The organism is Paenibacillus pseudetheri, assembly GCF_924513355.1.
GTDB lineage: Bacteria > Bacillota > Bacilli > Paenibacillales > Paenibacillaceae > Paenibacillus_AQ > Paenibacillus_AQ pseudetheri.
The window spans coordinates 23,182-40,657 of record NZ_CAKMAB010000020.1; the positions used below are offsets into that span (position 1 = coordinate 23,182).

The following is a 17,476-nucleotide window of genomic DNA, read 5'->3' on the forward strand; positions in this document are numbered from 1 at the left end:
CCAAGCACATACGCGAATGCAGCTTTTTGAAAGCATGAGCTTCGAGTGCGCTGGAGGGGGTTTTTACGCTTACCGTAAAATTTATCAAAAAATCAAAATTATTATCATTATCCTATCCATTGCGGGAGAGTAAGATTAAAAATAAAACATTCGATTTATTATCTATCCTCACTTATGAACGATAGCATTTTGTAATCGGAATGCTCCTTCCTATGAATCTTTTCATAAATTTATATTGTCCCAATAACTACACATTTTGTAAGAAACTACTTCAACTAGCTCTTTATAATCATATATTTAGTTAAGAGGAGGAAGTCTGAAATGTTCAGTTCCAGACAAAAAGCAATGGTGCTGGTAATGCTAATTGCAATGTTTGTCAATTTTGCACCTAATGCCAGGGCTGCAGACAACGGAGATGGTACATACACAAATCCTATTATATGGGGGGACTATCCGGATAATGATGTGATCAGGGTGGGAGACACCTATTACATGTCATCAACGAGTATGCACCTATTTCCCGGAAGTCCAATCATGAGTTCCAAAGATTTAGTGAACTGGCAATATGAAAGCTACGCTGTTGACAGAATGGAAGGTGACAGGTACGACCTTAAGAATGGGTTGAATGCTTATGATGAAGGTCCATGGGCAACCAGTTTGAGGTATCATAACGGTAAATTCTACTTGATGTATAACATCAATGGAGATGCTGCATACGTAAGTGTTGCAGATAGCGCCAAGGGTCCATGGGAGATTTACAAGTTAGAAGATGAACTATACGATCCGGGGTTATTTTTTGACGACAATGGAAAAGTATACGTTGTACATGGTCAAGGTCAACTTTACTTAAGTGAGCTGAAGATTGTTAGTGAAGCAACAGGTGAACTCTCTATTATTTCGAAGAGACAGCCTGAAGCATCAAGAAATGGAAAGATGATATATGACTACAAGGGTGGCGCCTATAATGAAGGTTCACATGTGTATAAAAAAGATGGCACCTACTACATTCTAAGCACTCCGACATGGAACAAGGGTTCAAAGAAAGAAATAGCGATCAGAACACAAGACTTGGCGAATGGCCCTTATGAAGCACAAGATATTATAACTAGTTTTATGAACTTTGCAGGCAATGGTATTCATCAGGGAGGTATGGTAGACGTACCTCAAGGAGAAGGTAAAGAATCCGAATGGTGGTCGGTCATATTCCAGGATCGAGGCAAGCTGGGACGTGTGCCTACTTTACAACCAGTCAACTGGAAAGATAGATGGCCATATTTAGGAGAGTTTGATGGGGAAAAAGCGGTTGTTACTTATAAAAAACCTAATATACCAGGGCTTGAAGCAACTGAGCCAAAGGCACCTGCAACATCAGATGATTTCAGCAGCAGCAAGCTAGGTCTACAATGGCAGTGGAATCACAATCCTGACAATGACAAGTGGAGTCTTACGGAAAGACCAGGAGATATAAGACTTAAAACATCTAGTGTAACAAATTCTTTAGCATATGCTAGAAATACGCTTACTCAAAGAATTATTGGTCCAGATTGTACAGGAACTGTAAAGATGGATATAAGCCGTATGGCTGACGGTGATCAGGCTGGATTATCTGTAATACAAAAAGATTCCAATTTCATCGGAATAAAGAATGAAGATGGAAAGAAGAGAATCGTTGTTCAGGACTTATGGTCAGAAGAGGCATCCATTGATCTTCTAGAAGGAACAACGAATATCTGGTTTAAAGCTGAAACTCCAAGATTTGAGTATCGAACAGAGTTCTCATACAGTCTAGATGGAGTGAATTTTACTAGATTAGGCGGAAGATATGAAATGCGTTACGGAACCTACGTTGGTATGAGGTTTGGTATTTTCAACTATGCAACAAAAGCCCTTGGCGGATATATTGATGTTGATTCATTTGAACTGACAATGACTGAAAATGAAGGTAATTTATTTCGTGTAAATAAGAAGATTGATGCTGAACGGTATGATGATCAAAACTATGCAACAGATAAAAACCTTACGATCAACGCTAAAACGGAGTGGACAGATGATGATGTAAACAGTGGATATGACCAAAGTATGGCTAATATCAAGAATGGCGACTGGTTGCGTAATGACCAGGTGGATTTTGGCAATGGGGAAGCAAAATGGTTTAACGTAAGAGTAGCGAGTAACAAAACTAGCGGCACGATTGAGGTTAAACTAGCTGATGCAGAAGGAAATCTAGCCGAAACGATAGCCATACTACAAATTCCTAATACAAGTGATTTGAATGAGTATGTAAATGCTAAAGCAGAGCTTACAAAAGAAGTTACAGGTAAGCAAAAGATATTCTTAGTATTTAACGGTGCGGATACGGAAATGTGCAAGCTAAACTGGTTTATGTTTGGTTCTGGTGATTATCCGGAGATTGCTGCAGCTCCAGCTCATGTTCAAGTGGATTCACCAAACAGCTCAACGATTGATATCGCATGGGATGATGCTGTATCCGGAGCATTACAGTATGATATCAAGATTGATAATAAGATCATAAGCAATGCAACAAGCCCATTTTCAGAAACAGGGTTACTTACAGGCTCAACTCATACCGTACAGGTTAGATCAAAGAACTTTGCTGGTTTCAGTGAATGGAGTGAGGGTGTAAATATTACAACAGAAGCTGACCCTGAAATGATTCCATCAACTGGCATGACAGTAACTGCTTCAAGTGAGGAAACTCAAGCCGAAGATAATAAAGCAGCAAATGCCCTAGATGGAAACTTAGATACGATCTGGCATACAAAATGGAATGGTGGAAATACGCCTCCTCACACATTGGATTTCAACTTGGGTGTAACATATAACGTATATAAGCTTAAATATATTCCAAGACAGTCCGGTGGAGATAACGGTATTGTAACCAAGTACAATATCTACACAAGCATGGATGGCGTAAACTACACCTTGGTCAAGGAAAAAGGAATATTTGTAAACGATTCCACACCGAAGACAGTAACATTTAGATCTACGCAGGCTCGTTACCTGAGATTTGAAGTATTGGCTGGTAAAAATGGATACGGTTCCGCTGCTGAAATTAACATTTATCAAAATGCAGATTCAATACCAGTCGTATCTGATAACAAGACAGCTGTAGCAAGCAGTGAACAAGTATGGTCTGAGGCTTCAAAGGCCAACGATGGTAATATAGCTACTGCATGGAAGGCTGTATATGAAGATACGATGAAGACTTGGACTGTTGATTTAGAAGAAAAATATGACCTGACAGAAATCGAGCTTGAATGGGTTGCAGAAAATGCAAGTAAGTACAGGGTTGAAGTATCAAGTGATAATAAGGTATGGACACATGCAGTTGACAGAACGGCGGATACAGAATCCAGCAAGGTTAAAACGGACAGAGTTTCAAATGATGAAGTAAGGTATGTGAGGGTAACATTTACAGAAGGAATCGCTTCGATTGATGAAATAAGAGTACGCGGTATGAAGAGTGTAATTATACCGGAATCAAACAATGTCGTATTAAACAAACCTGTTACTTCAGATAGCCAGCAAAACAGCGGTCCAGCATCAGCGGGTAACGATGGTGATGAGTCAACTCGTTGGTGCGTGTCTGATGATAAGAATCCACACTATTGGCAGGTGAATCTTGGCGGAAAATATGATTTAACCGATTCAAAGGTAATATTTGAAAAAGCCGGTAAGGCCATGATGTATAAGATCGAGATTTCAAGTGACGCTGCAACTTGGATCACAGCGATTGACCATATGAATAACACAACCAACACGGAACAAGTTAGAACAGATAACTGGAAGGCTAAGGGTGCCCAATATATCAAGGTAACTGTCATGGGATACCCGGAACTGTGGGGAGGTTTCCGTGAGTTTGAAGTTTACGGCGTAAAATCACCTATAGTGGATACAACAGAGCTCGAAGCAGCGATTACAACAGCTCAGGTCAAAGTTGATCATGGAGTCGTCGGTAATCAGCCAGGACAATATCCGCAAGCAGCAGTAAATGCAATAAAAGCAGCGATTGAAACAGCACAAGGTGTTGTAGAGAAGGCAACAACACAAGCAGAAGTGACCTTAGCGATTGAAGCGCTTCAATCCGCAGTAAAAGGTTTCGATGATGCAAAAATTCCCGGAGTAGAACCACCAGTAGACAAAACTGCACCAACATGGCCTGAGGATAAAGCATTGAAGACTTCGAATGTTGGCAGAACTAGTCTTACACTTTCATGGACAGCAGTAGCGGATGATACAGGTGTAACAAGCTATAAGGTTTACAAGAATGGAAGCGAACTAGTTACATTAGCAGGAGATATCACTAGCTATACAGTTAGTGACCTGTCGTCTGACACGACATTTAACTTTAAAGTTGAAGCAGGTGATAAAGCAGGAAACTGGAGCATGCATGGTCCGAGTGTAACGGTGAAGACTGAAGCTAGCTCTTCGGGTGGTGGCTGGACACCATCACCAGATCCAACACCAAGCCCTACACCAAAACCAGAAGATCATAATAAGCCAACGAAACCAGCAGATCCAGTACAACCAACTAAGCCTGAACTTCCAAAAGTAAAGCTTACTGATCTTGGGGATCATTGGGCTAAGGCTTCCATCGAAAAATCAGTTGAACTTGGTTTTGTAACTGGCTATGAAGACGAGACTTTCCGTCCGAATGGTACTGTAACACGTGGTGAGTTTTCAACGATGTTAGCAAGAGCGCTGAAATTGGAACTTGGCGATACGGAGTTTAGTTTTACTGATCAAAAGCAAACCCCAGTATGGGCTAAAGCCTTCATTCAAGCCATTGCTAAAGCCGGTTTCATTAAAGGATACGAAGATGGCACATTCCGTGCGAATAAAGAAATAACACGATCTGAATTAGTAGTCATTGCCGTTCGTGCACTGGGTCTTGAAGTGAATCCAAAGGCAACACTGACGTTTGATGATGCTGACCAGATTCCAGTATGGGCAAGACCTTATGTGGCAACAGCAGCAGAAGCAGGATTGATTAAGGGGAATGGGAAAGGTAAATTTAATCCGAATGCCTCTTCCACTAGAGCTGAAGCAGTCACTGTGATTCTAGCTATGCTAAACTAAAAATAAATGATGGTTTAGCTTACTGCATTTTTGTGTTGTGCCATTTGGTTTAACTTCGAAGAAGATCGCCTACACGAGTGTAGGCGATCTTCTTCGTATTGTTTTATGAAATCAGGAGGTTCGAGTGCGACAGAGAGGGGAGCTCAGGGTACACGATCTAATAAGATCTTATTTACCTGATTTCCGTAAAATTTATCAATAAATCCAAATTATCGTCATTAACTTCCCAGTGGCTGGAGAGTAAGATGAACACATATAAAGTAGATTGACTCTTCTCTTTTCACAATATCGATAAAGGTATTTGAAATCCTACAGAATGCTCCTTTCTATGAATACTTCCAGGAATTCATCATTATATTCAGATTCTCAAAAAAATAAGCGATCTCTTCCTCAGTCAGTATGACAAGCAATGATACTGGTGATTTTGTAAGCGGTTTCAGATCGTCGACTCAAAGGAGGTGATGCTGATCGATGGCAATTACACAAAAGATCAATTAAATGCAATTGGCAAGGAATAGATTGAACTCGAAGGAGGATAAAAATGTCACTATCAAAGGTAATTAAAAACTTAGCCATTGTGGTAGTCTCTACACAGCTGAGTAGTATTACTATTCCTGCATTTTCAGGAATTGCGGATGCAGCAGCTAATGATGGAATCATTGAATCAAATATAATGTCAGTTCAATTAGATCAGAATTTCCCAAGAGTAATAAAGTATGAATTCAACAATAAAGTTCTGAATGGATCAGAAGATGTACTAAACACAATAAGAATTAACGGAACAGACTATGTACCGAAAGTAGAGTACACAGAAGAGGCAGACAAAGCCTACTATGTGCTAACTGTTGATGAGATGAATGTAGTCATTAAGCTAACAATGAAAGTAGTGAAAAATTCACTTGATTTCGAAGTAACAAAGGTGGAGGAAAATGGTACAGCAAGAATACATACCATTGAAATTCCGAACCATAGCTTGGTATCAGTAAGAAGTACAGAAACGGGTGCCAAATTTGCCGGTTCCAGAATGGAAAACGCTGTTTATAAAAAAGGTGATGTTTATCAAGATGTATCAGGTACTCCTACGGTAGATAGTTCACCAAAAAACTATATGTACGCGTTCATTAACAATGATCAACTGGCAGCAGGTGTATGGTCAAATGCATATGGTGATACAAATGCCGATGGAGATAATGACAATCACCGGATTGTGAAACAGACAACCAAGAAAACAGATTACTCCCGTACAGCTTTGTGGAGTGCTTCATGGGTTTATCGTGGAAATAATATGCCAGAAAACATAACAGAACCTTTACCACATAGTAAGGTCGTTATCACAGCGGATGCAAATGCGGATGCTAAAATGGATTGGCAGGATGCAGCTGTTGCATTTCGTGATATCATGAACAATCCTGTAGGCAGCGATCGAATGTCTGAACTTGTTGTTCACCGTATACCGATGAACTTTGGCAGCCAGGCAACCAACCCATTCTTAAAGACTTTAGATGAAACAAAGAAAATATATCTATCAACAGACGGGCTTGGACAGTGGGTGGAGTTAAAGGGTTACCAAGCAGAAGGGCATGACTCCGCACATCCGGATTACGGCGGGCATATTGGTGTACGTCAGGGCGGACAGAAGGATATGGATACACTTGTAAGAGAAGCGCAGAAATACAATGCTTTCATGGGTGTACATATTAGCGGGACAGGTGCTCACCCAGAAGCAAAGGCTTTCGATGATCAATTAGTAAATGTTAACAAACCCGGCTGGGACTGGCTTGATCCATCCTATGACTTCGATGACCCAACATACCGTAGAGAAGTTTATTCTGGCAACAGACTGAACCGTTTACAGATGTTAAAGGACGATGCGCCAACCCTTGATTTTATTTATGCGGATGCATGGTATGAACAAGGCTTTAACGGAAGAAGATTTGCAAGAGAAGTGAATTCTTTCGGATGGACCCTTACTACTGAATTTCCAAATGTATTAGAAGATGAAGCCGTTTGGAATCACTGGTCGGTTGACTATGATTACGGCGGCAAGAGCATCAAGGGTTATAGCAGTGATATCGCAAGATTTTTACGAAATCACCAGAAAGATACGTGGATCGTTCGCCATCCAATCCTAGGCGGTACGGAGGCAAATGATGCGGAAGGATGGACGGGTAAAGTAGATTATGATGAGATGATCGATGATGTATTCAAAACAAATCTGCCAACGAAATATCTACAAAGCTTCCCAATGACGAAGTACGATGTGAAAAACAACGTAGGTAGAGTGGAATTTGAAGGAAATGTCATTGCACAAAGAACAGAAGATGGAAAAAGAACATTCACGAAGGATGGTAAAAAGCTTCTTGAAGAAGATGTAACAATTACACAAGCTTCAGAGGGCGGTAATACTTATGATAATGTAACGTATTCAAACCTTAAATATTTGCTGCCATGGTCGCCAAATGATGATAAGACAAATAGTGAATTGGCAAAAGTTGAAGAGAAACTGTACCACTACAATGAAGTTGGAGGATCAACGACTTGGGAGCTTCCAAATAGCTGGAACGATGTATCAACAGTGAAGTTATATACATTAACTGATACGGGTAAGCAAGAAGCAAAAGAATTAAGTGTAGTTGATGGCAAAATCACGATTGAAAATGCTGCAGCAAAACAGGCTTACGTTGTTTATAAAGGAGACGTTACGCCAAAGGTTGAAGATATGAATTGGGGATTTGCGATGCCTGCAAAGGACCCAAGCTTTAACAGCGGAACATTAGACAACTGGTCGATTATCAAAGGTGGAGACAGTGCAGCAACCGTAGAACGTAACCATCGTGGACAATATGAATTAGTCGTCAAAGAAAATATGGAAGATACTGTATTAGAGACGGAGTTATCAGGATTGAACCCTGGAACCTACTCGGCTTCCATATATGTTCAGGTAGGGAATACGCCAAGCAGTACAAATGCAACTGATCCAAACACGGCAGGAAATGCAAAACGTAAAACGACGATTGGCGTGAAAGATTTTGGCGGAGCAGACATCACGAACTATACGGAAAGTTCACCGCTGCAAAACTACATTTCAGCTGACTCCAAGCACAGCACCAATATGCAACGAATGAGAGTCGTGTTTGATGTTGCAGCAGGACAGGATACAGCCACATTGTACTTGAAGGTAGCTGGAGGAACAGCAATTGTAACCTTTGACGATGTTCGCTGCGTACCTACCAAGCGAGTTGTACCGCAATCTCCAGAGATAGTCGTAGCAGAAGATTTTGAGCATGTGGACCAAGGGTTGACGCCATTTGTCATAGCAGATGCTGACGGAGTAAGTGATCCACGTACTCACTTATCAGAATTACACGCTCCATACACCCAGAAAGGTTGGAATGGAAAAGCAGTTGATGACGTATTAAATGGCGAATGGTCCATTAAGTCACATAAAACAGGTAGCGGTCTGATCATGAGAACATTACCGCAGACTCTACGATTTGATAAAGGAACAACTTACGAAGTGTCTTTCAAATATGAAAGTCAGTTCGATAAGAAGATTAATTTCGTTGTTGGTAACGGTACTAAGGAAGTGATGAATGTACCAATGCCACAGGTAACAGTTTCTTCACCGTTTACGGTTAAATTTACAGCAAGCACAGAAGATTTCTGGATAGGAACAAGGAATACTACGGGGAGTTCAGCAGGAGACTTTATCCTTGATGATCTAGTGGTTAAAGAAGCAAAGGATGCTACGATTGAACCACCACAAATTACACCTGTTGATTTATCTGTTATTCCTGTAGATGGTATCACCGCAAGTGCAACGGGTTATGAACCAAGTGATGCACCAGAAAATGTTCTTGATGGAAACACAGGTTCATTGTGGCACACTGCTTGGGATGGAAGTGATAAATTACCACAATCCATTACGCTTGATTTAGGTAAAGCTTACAGTGTAAACAGAGTAGATGTAACGCCAAGACAAAGCCAGAAGAATGGAGTGATAACGAAATATGAGTTATATACAAGTGCCGATGGAGTGAACTTTGAGAAGGTAGCAGAAGGTAATTGGGAGGTTAATGTAGATACAAAGTCTATAAATATTAATAATCCTAAGCCAATAACTCATGTTAAGTTAACAGCATTAGAAGGAATTAATGGTTGGGCGAGTGTAGCTGAAATGCGAGTTGCTCAAGAAGCTCCATCCATAACTGGACCCAATACCATTACAGTTAGTACTACAGTTGGTATGCATCCGGAAATGCCTGCAACTGTAAAGGCAACACTGAGCAATGGCACAGAAATGAATTTGCCAGTGCAATGGCCAGCCATTACCCCTTCAGAATATGCAGAAGAAAGAGAATTTGAAGTAATAGGACATATTAATGGCGTTGAAGCTGCAGCGATTACAGCTACTGTAACCGTAACAGCGAGTGGGGCAGTAGATATCGTAGATGCAAAAGTGATGACGGTTTACACGACAGTAGGAACTGCACCTATGATGCCAGCAACGGCTAAGATGGTAACTTCAAAGGGTACAGTGATCCATGTACCTGTCTCTTGGGGTGAAATAGCCGAAGATCGCTATAAAAATGTTGGATCATTCAATGTAGAGGGTATAGTGGAAGGTTCTAATATCAAAGCACAGGCTATTGTTATAGTTACGGAGCGCCAAGCTACAATTAGTGAAATTCCTAAAATAAAAATGAGCACATTTATTGGTTTGAAACCGCTTTTACCAAGCATGATCGAAGTAACAATGAGTGATAATTCAAAGCGTTTTGTAGCTGTGACGTGGGATCTTATTACGGATGAGCAGATTAACAAAGAAGGTCAATTTACTGTAAATGGTACGATAGAAGGTACAAACATGAAAGCTGTTGCACAAATTACAGTCAAAGAAGATCCGAACATTGCACTGAATAAACCTGCAACGGCAAGTAATCAGCAGTCAGCTAATACGGCAGTGATGGGGAATGACGGTCTAACATCAACGCGTTGGAGCGTAAGTGATCCAAGTAAGGAACATTGGTGGAAGGTTGACCTGGGAGCACATTACGATGTTGCGGGTTCAAAGATGACTTGGGAAACAGCTTCAAGTACGATGAAGTATAGAATTGAAGTATCTTCTGATGGCGAAACCTGGAGAAAAACGGTGGATAAGTGGGATAATCCAGTCACTGAAAGCGCTACAGAAGATATTTGGTCAGCTCAAAATGTTAAATTTATTAAAGTAACTGCTCTTGGTGTTGGCTCAGCATGGGCAGGTTTCCGTGAGTTTGAAGCTTACGGAGCTAAATCAACCGTAGATCCAGGTCAAGAATATGCGGTTGAAGTCGTACATGGTAAAGGTAGCGGAAATTATGCTCAAGGAGCCACCGTTACAATTGCAGCTTATAGCGCACCAGAAGGCCAACAATTTGACAAATGGATGACGGATAACATTAGTGTTGAATTCGAAGATGCAAGTGCCCAAGCTACCACATTTGTCATGCCTGGTGAAGCTGTTAAAGTAACAGCAACTTATAAGGACGTAGTAGCTCCAGGTCAAGATTATGCCGTTAAAGTCGTACATGGTAAAGGTAGCGGAAATTATGCTCAAGGAGCCACCGTTACCATAGCAGCCTATGGCGCACCGGAAGGCCAACAATTTGATAAATGGATGACGGATAACATTAGCGTTGTGTTCGAAGATGCAAGTGCACAATCTACTACATTTGTAATGCCTGGTGAAGCTGTTAAAGTAACAGCAACTTATAAGGATATAACACCAGTAGACAAAGCAGCACCAACATGGTCAGAAGATAAAACATTAACGACTTCGAATGTTGGCAGAACTAGTCTTACACTTTCATGGACGGCAGCAGCGGATGATAAGGGTGTAACAAGCTATAAGGTTTACAAGAATGGAAACGAACTAGTTGCATTAACAGGGGATATCACTAGCTATACAGTCAGTGACCTGTCGTCTGATACGACATATACCTTCAAAGTCGAAGCAGGTGATGCAGCAGGAAACTGGAGCGTGAATGGTCCGAGTGTAACGGTGACGACTGAAGCTAGCTCTTCGGGCGGTGGCTGGACACCATCACCAGATCCAACGCCAAGCCCTACGCCTACACCAAAACCAGAAGATGTCAATAAGCCAACGAAACCAGCAGATCCAGTACAACCAACTAAGCCTGGACTTCCAAAAGTAAAGCTTACTGATCTTGGGGATCATTGGGCTAAGGCTTCCATCGAAAAATCAGTTGAACTTGGTTTTGTAACTGGCTATGAAGACGAGACTTTCCGTCCGAATGGTACTGTAACACGTGGTGAGTTTTCAACGATGTTAGCAAGAGCGCTGAAATTGGACCTTGGTGATACTGAGGTTAGTTTTTCTGATCAAAAGCAAACCCCAGTATGGGCTAAAGCCTTCATTCAAGCCATTGCTAAAGCCGGTTTCATTAAGGGATACGAAGATGGCACATTCCGTGCGAATAAAGAAATAACACGATCTGAATTAGTAGTCATTGCCGTTCGTGCACTGGGTCTTGAAGTGAATCCAAAGGCAACACTGACGTTTGATGATGCTGACCAGATTCCAGTATGGGCAAGACCTTATGTGGCAACAGCAGCAGAAGCAGGCTTAATTAAGGGGAATGGGGATGGCAAATTTAATCCGAATGCCTCTTCCACTAGAGCTGAAGCAGTCACCTTGATTCTAGCAATGCTAAATTCAAAAAAATAGAAGTAACTTCGAAGAAGATCTTCTGCTCTAGTGCAGGTGATCTTCTTCCTTCTTCAAGAGATCGATAGCCAAAACTATATCATGATTTCTAATGTTTTATCATTCAGGTCTCATATCGGAAGGGCTATGATATAAGCAGCAGATGAGTAATAGCCTGCATCAAATAAGTATAGGGGGAATGTAAAATGTATAATGCTCGACCACGTATTACACGCATACTAAGTATGATCATGATTTCTGCCTTAACGATTCCATTGTTTACAGGTTGTGCTAAAGGGGAAACGGTTGCTGATAAGGGGCAATCTACTACTCAGCCGGATACTAAGCAGGAGCAGAAAGAAGAAAAGAAGGATCCTGTTACATTAAAACTCCCGATATGGTCAACAATTACGGAGGATTTATTTACAAAGCTGGATCTTGTAAACGAATACAAAAAAGAACACCCGAATGTCACTATTGAATTGGAACTGTTAAAGGATACGGAGTATGAAAATACGATGAAGATCCGGAATTCAGCAAACGAATTGCCAGATATTTTGCCACTAAAATCAGCATGGCTAATTAATTTCAAGGATAATATCTTACCTCTGGATGACTTGGATGCAGCCAAGAACAACATGTTCGCAGCTGATTTCAAGGTGGATGATCATATTTATGGTGTACCCGATAGCCAATTCAATGAGTTTGTCTGGTATCGGAAGAGTGTGTTCCAGGAATATGGACTTGAGATTCCAAAGACTTGGGGAGAGTTCGTAACGGCTGCTAAAAAGATTAAAGACGGCGGCAAATATATTCCGATTGCGATGGGCGGAAAAGACGCATGGCCGGATTATCCTTTTAACGAGTTTATGCCTTCTCTTGTAGCGGGTGATGGGGATTACTGGTCAACGATGGCGACGATCGATGAACCTTTTACGAAAGGCCAGGCCTTCTATGATGCTTCTGCGAAAATTCAGGAGCTGTACGATGCAAAGGTTATGGGTCCAGATCCCCTCGGTGTTGGCTTTGATCAATCCAAGCTGATGTTTGCTTCCAAGCAGGCGGCGATGATTGCTCTTGGTCAATGGTTCGGCAGTGATTTGAAATCGATGACAGATGTGGATATGAATGATATTGGCGCCTTCTTGCTACCGGTTCGTGACTCCGTAGATCAGCCATTCAATACGATTTCAATGGTAGACACGTTCTATACGATTCCGAAAACTTCGAAGCATCCAGAAGAAGCGAAAGAATTCATTAACTGGTTCTTCAGCGATGCATGGTATTCGAAATATTTGACAGAGGCGCAGCTTCAATCAACGATGAAGGATACTAAGATTGATCTAGGTACCATGTTCGACGGAGCTTTTGATGTATCCAATCTGAATTATGTGCTTAATAAAGGCGGCAATGAGGATTATAAGAAGATCGAATCGGCTATTAAGTTCGATGTGAAGAAAATGGGGCAGGACATGATGTCAGGCAAGGATTTCAATAAGATGATGCAGGAAATGAATAAAAGTTGGAAAAATGCCCGTTCCAAATAAAAATAAATCTCAATTCGAAAGTTGAGTAAAGAGGAAAGTGGCTACCGTTTAGATAGCCACTTTCCAAATATAGAAAGAAATGGAGAGGTAGAAATGAAAACGATTTCTAAGCAGAAAAACATACTGTTATTCAGCTTTTTATTGATTCCTATATTCCTGCTATTGGTGTTTGTACTTTACCCGCTTATAGAGCTTATCAGACTAAGTTTTACCGATTGGAATGGAGTTGAAGCCCATCAAGTTTATATAGGTTTTGACAATTACATTAAGATGTTTACGGATTCATCAGATGTATGGCTATCCCTTCGCAATAACGGCATCTACTTCATTTTTCATTCAATTATGATTCCGCTTGAACTAATGATTGCGGTTTTATTGGATAGTAAGATTCGTGCCAGTAAGTTTTTTAAGACCATCGTATTCATGCCTTACATAATCAATGGGGTTGCTATTTCGTATATTTTCGCCTTCTTTTACAGTCCTATAAATGGTGGGTTAAATGGTATTCTTGAAGTGCTTGGGCTAGAGTCGCTCATACAGAATTGGTTGACGAATGATTCTATAGTTAACATTAGCTTAGTGTTTGTATCGATTTGGCGATTCTCAGGCTTCCATGTCATCTTATTCTTAGCCGGCTTACAATCCATTCCTCAGGATCAATTCGAGGCAGCAGAAATCGATGGTGCCAACAGCATTCAGAATTTCTGGTATATTATCCTTCCTGGTGTGAAAAAGGTACTCGAGGTTATTTTGTTCTTAAACGTCGTTGGGGCACTACAAGTGTTCGATATTCCATATATTATGACACAGGGCGGTCCGGGTCATGCGAGTAGTACATTCATATTATATACCTTGGAGACAGCCTTTAAATTTAACAGCTTCGGTATGGCTTCTGCGATGGGCATCACGATGTTAATTCTCATTTTAATCCTGAATGGTGTACAGAACAGGCTGTTCAACCTAAAGGGGGTTGGTGAGGAATGATGACGACTCGTTTAGTAATCCCTATCAAAAAGCTTGCCTTGTATTTCATTCTAATTATGATTTGTATGATTATCTTTATCCCCTTGCTTATAACGTTTTTCGCTTCATTTAAAACTTCGGTGGAAATTGGCTCTGAATTTGCTCTGAAATTGCCTGTAAGCTTTGATTTCGATAACTACAAAGTTGTACTGGAAAAGGGGAAGTTTTTACAGGGCTTTGGTAATTCTTTATTCCTTATTGCATTCAGTGTCATCATTAATTCTCTATTGGGAACAATGACTGCCTATGCGATTAATAGATTTGATTTTCGTTTGAAGAAGATCATACTCGGTCTCTTTGTAGCAGGTATGATCATGCCCAGTATGATTACTGAAATTTCACGGTTTACCATTATTAAAAATCTTGGACTTTATAATACAATTTGGGCTCCGATCGTGATTTATGCAGCAACGAATCTGGTACAGCTCTATATTTATACGCAGTTCATAAATGGTATTCCCAAAGAATTGGATGAGAGTGCGATGCTGGATGGTTGTTCGTACTTTAAAGTTTTTACTAAAATGATTTTCCCACTTCTACTGCCGGCAACTGCAACATTAGCAATTATTAAAGCGGTTGATGTTATGAATGATATGTATGTTCCGTATTTGTATATGCCGTCAAGCACACTAAGAACGTTGACTACAACGTTGATGTATTTTAGTAGTTCAAAGTTTGGAAGTTGGGATTATTTAAGCGCTGCGATTATATTGGTTATGTTGCCGACACTTGTGATTTACCTTGTATTTTCAAAGTACATTTTCAAAGGTATCGTTGCAGGCGCAGTGAAATCATAAGGAGGGATCTTAGTTGAGCAGCAAAGGACGAATGACAGTACCCATAGAAGCAGGCATGGATTACGATTTAATGAAAGACATTCTTGAGCGATGGGGAGCTGATGCAGTACGGAATAGTGATGGAACGGATCTGCCTGACCAGTTGCAGGAGATGAAGATGAAAGTCTATTCCACGTATTTCCCGACAAGAAATGATCAGTTGTGGGCACACGAGCATCCCGATCAACGTCAGCAAATGTACATTATGACGCCCCATACTACGGCTGTCGAGGAGTCGCTGCAAATTGAGCTAATGAAGGGCTATTATCGGGAACAGCTTGAAGTAGATTATGATCATGATCCCAAGCGATGGTGGGAAGTTATTAACCGAACGACAGGAGAAATCGTGGATCCTGAAAGCTGGAGTGTCGATCCTATAACAGGAATTGTTACCCTCCATCAGGTGAACAGATTCCATACCTATACCGTTACGTTTCTAGTCTGGCAAATTTGGGATCAGACCCAGATGTACAATCATATTACGAATCAATGGGGAGATAAGCCGCATGAGATTCCATATGATGCTCGCCACTCGCCAACGTGGGCACATATCACAGAGTATATGAAAGACTGGCTCGAAGCTAACAAGCATGTTGATGTAGTACGTTTTACCACCTTCTTCTACCACTTCACCATAATCTTTAATGAGTTAGCAAAGGAGAAGTATGTCGACTGGTTTGGCTATTCGACGACAGTTAGTCCGCTAGCGCTGGAGCAATTTGAGGCGGAGTATGGTTACAGGATGCGTCCAGAGTATCTTGTTGATCAGGGGTATCATAATACGCCTTTCCGCAATCCGAGCAAACAGTATCGCGATTGGATGCAATTTCAACACAAATTTGTCTGTAAACAGAGTCGGGAATTGGTTGACATCACCCATCAAGCAGGACGTGAAGCGATAATGTTTCTGGGCGACAATTGGATCGGTACTGAACCCTATGGCGATCTGTTTCCGTCTATTGGGCTAGACGCTGTGGTAGGCTCTGTTGGTAATGGTGCCACGTTGCGAATGATATCCGATATACCTGGTGTGAAATATACAGAGGGCCGTTTTCTTCCGTACTTTTTTCCGGATGTATTCTATGAGGGAGGCAATCCAACGGCTGAAGCAATTGATAATTGGGTAAAGGCGAGAAGAGCAATTCTACGAAAACCAGTCGACCGAATCGGTTATGGCGGTTATTTGAGCTTGGCTGCTTCATTTCCTGACTTTATAACATGTGTGGAACAGATAAGTGACGAATTTCGGACGCTATATGAGCGAATGAACGGTACGAAGGCATATACGCCTAAGTTTAAAGTAGCAGTGCTCAATTCTTGGGGCAAGCTTCGCTCTTGGCAGACTACGATGGTAGCCCATTCTCTTTGGTACAAAAAAATTTATACCTATCTAGGCATGCTCGAGTCGTTAAGTGGATTAGCAGTTGATGTTGAGTTTATTAGCTTTGATGATGTGCTAGAGTCGGGTATACCGGAAGATATAGGAGTCATTTTGAACGCCGGGGATGCAGGAACCGCCTGGAGCGGCGACGATTATTGGGCAAATGAAGCAATCATTGCTTGCTTGAAACAATTTGTCTATAATGGTGGCGGCTTTATTGGAATTGGCGAACCAAGTGCGTTTATGCATCAGGGACGTTTCTTTCAGATGAGCGATGTGCTGGGTGTCGATAAAGAAATAGGCTACACCTTAAGCTACACTAAGTATGATCAAGAAAATACGAGCGATCACTTCATTATGGGGGGACAGGCTAAACCGATTGATTGTGGAGAGAAAGTTGAATTTATTCGCAGTGTAAGTGAGCAAACGCAAATCATTCAGATGCAAAGAGGCGACATTGCCGTCGCGGCGAATAGTTTTGGGAAAGGACGCAGCGTTTATATTGCAGGAATACCTTACTCACCGGCAAATAGCCGCTTACTGCTTCGATCGATCTATTGGGCTGCAAGTGCAGAGAATGAGATGTCGACATGGTATTGTGATAATGTAGAAACGGAATGCGCCGTTTATTTGGAAACTGGCTGGGGAATCGTCATTAACAACTCACAGGATCCGCAACGAACGAAGCTATATAAAAATACTGAGAGCTATATTGAGGTTGAGCTTAAACCGGGCGGTCATGAATGGTTTAGGGTGGATAGTTTAACTAAATAGCTCGGTAAAAAAGTTTGGATTGTTATTAACATAGAACAGAGGTAATCTCAATACGGCTAAATAAAACAACAACGCTTGGGCCTGATGAGCCCAAGCGTTGTTGTTT

The 17,476-nt window shown here is 41.2% G+C and carries 6 protein-coding genes; all 6 read left to right on the top strand.

Annotation, left to right across the window (positions count from 1 at the left end; all coding sequences use genetic code 11):
• The first annotated feature begins 321 nt into the window (after positions 1-321).
• The 6 genes from L1028_RS17890 (at position 322) to gnpA (ending at position 17,370) form a co-directional block, all read left to right on the top strand.
• Positions 322-5,100, top strand: a complete 4,779-nt coding sequence (locus tag L1028_RS17890; RefSeq protein WP_234536299.1) for a discoidin domain-containing protein — start codon at positions 322-324, stop codon at positions 5,098-5,100.
• Positions 5,101-5,641: 541 nt separating this feature from the next.
• Positions 5,642-11,830, top strand: coding sequence for an endo-alpha-N-acetylgalactosaminidase family protein (locus L1028_RS17895; RefSeq protein ID WP_234536319.1), 6,189 nt, complete (start codon positions 5,642-5,644; stop codon positions 11,828-11,830).
• Between the two features lie 185 nt (positions 11,831-12,015).
• Positions 12,016-13,356, top strand: coding sequence for an ABC transporter substrate-binding protein (locus L1028_RS17900; protein WP_234536385.1), 1,341 nt, complete (start codon positions 12,016-12,018; stop codon positions 13,354-13,356).
• Positions 13,357-13,449: 93 nt separating this feature from the next.
• The gene (locus tag L1028_RS17905; RefSeq protein WP_234536387.1) at positions 13,450-14,340 is read left to right on the top strand and encodes a carbohydrate ABC transporter permease; all 891 of its coding nucleotides are present in this window, start codon (positions 13,450-13,452) and stop codon (positions 14,338-14,340) included.
• Positions 14,337-15,176, top strand: coding sequence for a carbohydrate ABC transporter permease (locus L1028_RS17910; protein ID WP_234536407.1), 840 nt, complete (start codon positions 14,337-14,339; stop codon positions 15,174-15,176). The genes L1028_RS17905 and L1028_RS17910 overlap by 4 nt, the downstream gene beginning before the upstream one ends.
• Before the next feature lie 31 nt (positions 15,177-15,207).
• Positions 15,208-17,370: a 1,3-beta-galactosyl-N-acetylhexosamine phosphorylase gene (gene gnpA / locus L1028_RS17915; RefSeq protein WP_423803062.1), complete on the top strand. Its 2,163-nt coding sequence runs from the start codon at positions 15,208-15,210 to the stop codon at positions 17,368-17,370.
• The last annotated feature ends 106 nt before the right edge of the window (positions 17,371-17,476 follow it).